This window comes from uncultured Aquabacterium sp., assembly GCF_913773725.1.
Classification (GTDB): domain Bacteria; phylum Pseudomonadota; class Gammaproteobacteria; order Burkholderiales; family Burkholderiaceae_C; genus Aquabacterium.
The window spans coordinates 1-2613 of sequence record NZ_CAJYGK010000065.1 but is presented as its reverse complement, the minus strand read 5'-3'; the positions used below and the strand labels follow the sequence as shown (position 1 = coordinate 2613).

Annotated in this window: 3 protein-coding genes; all 3 read left to right on the top strand. The window is 66.2% G+C overall.

The annotated features are described in order from the left end of the window. The coding region (locus QZ709_RS08105; RefSeq protein WP_294636758.1) for a tetratricopeptide repeat protein at nt 1-630 on the top strand (630 nt) is incomplete at its 5' end. Between the two features lie 164 nt (nt 631-794). After that, nucleotides 795-1667: an exosortase-dependent surface protein XDP1 gene (gene xdp1 / locus QZ709_RS08100; RefSeq protein WP_294636757.1), complete on the top strand. Its 873-nt coding sequence runs from the start codon at nt 795-797 to the stop codon at nt 1665-1667. 150 nt (nt 1668-1817) lie between these two features. Next, nucleotides 1818-2613, top strand: a 796-nt coding sequence (locus tag QZ709_RS08095) for an acyl-CoA dehydrogenase family protein (protein WP_294636756.1), incomplete at its 3' end; no start/stop codon positions are given.

Below are 2613 nucleotides of genomic sequence, written 5' to 3'. Positions count from 1 at the left end.
GCCGAAGTCGCCCTGCGCCGCGGCCAGACCGCCATCGCGCTGGACGCCCTGCGCAAGGCGCATGAACTCGACAAGTCGGCCCTGTCGCTCACCCGCCTGATGCGCGTTCATGCGCAGCAGGGCAATGCCAAGCTGGCCGCCGAGCTGGGCGACGCGTGGCTGCGCAAGAGCCCGTCGGACAGTGTCGTGCGCAAGGCCATGGCCGAGATGCAGGTGCGCTCGCAGGACTATGCCGGCGCCCGTAAGCAGTACGAAGCCATCCTGAAGACCGAGCCGAACAACACGGGCGCGCTAAACGACCTGGCCAATGTGCTCATCGAACTGAAGGATCGCGGCGCCGTCGAAATCGCCGAGCGCGCCCTGAAGGCCGACCCACGCGACCCGGGGCTGCTGGACACCGCCGGCTGGGCCAATCACCACGGCGGCAAGCCGGACCGCGCACTGCAACTGCTGCGCGATGCGCGCCTGCGTGCGCCCGACAACCCGGACATCCGCTACCACCTGGCCGTCGTCCTCGCCCAGGCCGGCCGCAAGGCCGAGGCCCGCGAGGAACTGCTCACGGCCCTGCGCGGCGACGCGGCGTTCCCGTCCGCCGGGGAGGCCAAGCGGCTGCTCGCCACCCTCAACTGAGGGGAGTGACTGGCCGGCGGGCGCGTCGGCCATCCTTACAATTTCATTCACATTGACGAGGGGTAGCTTCCAAGTCCTTGAAATGCCTGGATTTTTCATGTTGGCATGAGCTTTGCGAAGAGCTTGCCGCATGGCCCCGCCCAGGGCCCCTCAAAGGAAGAACAATGAAATTTCTGAACATCCGCGCAAGTCTGATGGCTGTTGGTGCCTGTGCTGCCCTGCTGAGCACCAGCGCGCATGCGGTGTGGACTTTCAACACGGGCGGCACTCAGGCGGCAGGCTCCGTCTCGGGCGACCCTACCGTGACCCTGAGCGGGTTCTCGGTGGCAAACAGCTCTGGTGTGGTCAGCGGCTCCTGGACTGGCACGACCGCGAACGCGAGCGGCAACGGCGCTGGCGGTCTGGCCTATTTCGACGGCGGCGTCGGGATGTACACCTCCGGTGAAACGACGGCGCCGGACCATGCCCTTGACAACAAGGTCAGGACCGAAGCGGTGCTGCTGAGCTTCGGCGGCGTCTCGACCGCGATCACGAGCGTCGGGCTCGGCTGGGTGTCGAACGGAACGACGAGCAATTGCGCCTCGGGTTGCAATGGCACCACCGGCGTTTCGGTGGACGTCTCCCTTTTCCGCTGGACCGGTGGCAGCGCGCCTGTTCTGTCGGGCACTGCCGCAACCCTGGGCGGCAGCTGGGAACTCGTCGGCAACTACGGCATGGGCTACGACAAGGTCAACCCCTATAACGCCGTCAACTCAGGCGGCAAGACCTCCAGCTGGTGGCTCATTTCGGCCTACAACTCCGGGTTCACGCAGTCCGGCGGCCGGGAAAACGTCAACTCCCAGCTGTCCAACGGCAACGACTTCTTCAAGCTGTACGCCGTGGCCGGCACCAAGTGCGCATCCAACCTGGTCAACGGTTCCTGCGCAACCAACAACAACGGTGGCAAGGTGCCCGAGCCGGCGACGCTCGCCCTGACCAGCGTCGCCCTGATCGGTGTGGCCGGCCTGCGCCGCCGCCGCGCCAAGACGGCCGCCTGAAGATCGGCACGCGTCAACAACGAAAGGCACTCCTCGGAGTGCCTTTCGCGCTTTTGGGCGGCCGCTTGTCAGGGCTGTCCCAAGCCGGACAGCGCAGATGCGAACGACCGTGCTAAAAACTTCGGCATTCCCATCACGACGCAGCGAGACATGGACCTCAACTTCACCGAGGCGGAACAGGCGTTCCGCACCGAGGTGCGCGACTGGGTGCGCGCCAATCTGCCGGCCGACATCGCCCAGAAGGTGCGCCATGCGCAGCGCCTGAGCAAGGACGACATGCAGCGCTGGGCCAAGATCCTTGGCGCCAAGGGCTGGCATGGCTGGGCCTGGCCCAAGCAGTTTGGCGGCCCGGGCTGGAATGCCGTGCAGCGCCACCTGTTCGAGGAGGAATGCGCCCTCGCCTGCGCGCCGCGCATCGTGCCCTTCGGCCCGGTGATGGTGGCGCCGGTCATCATGGCCTTTGGCACGCCGGAGCAGCAGCAGCGCTTCCTGCCCGGCATCATGAGCGGCGAGGTCTGGTGGAGCCAGGGCTACAGCGAGCCGGGCTCGGGCTCCGACCTTGCCTCCCTGAAATGCCGCGCCGAGCGCCAAGGCGACAAATACATCGTCAACGGCCAGAAGACCTGGACGACCCTCGGCCAGTACGGCGACTGGATCTTCTGCCTGGTGCGCACCTCCAACGAAGGCAAGCCCCAGACCGGCATCAGCTTCCTGCTGATCGACATGAAGTCGCCCGGCGTCACGGTCAAGCCCATCATCATGCTCGACGGCGAGCACGAGGTGAATGAGGTCTGGTTCGACAACGTCGAAGTGCCGGTCGAGAACCTCATCGGCGAAGAGAACAAGGGCTGGACCTACGCCAAGCACCTGCTCTCGCACGAGCGCACCAACATCGCCGACGTGAACCGCGCCAAGCGCGAGCTGGAGCGCCTCAAGCGCATCGCCA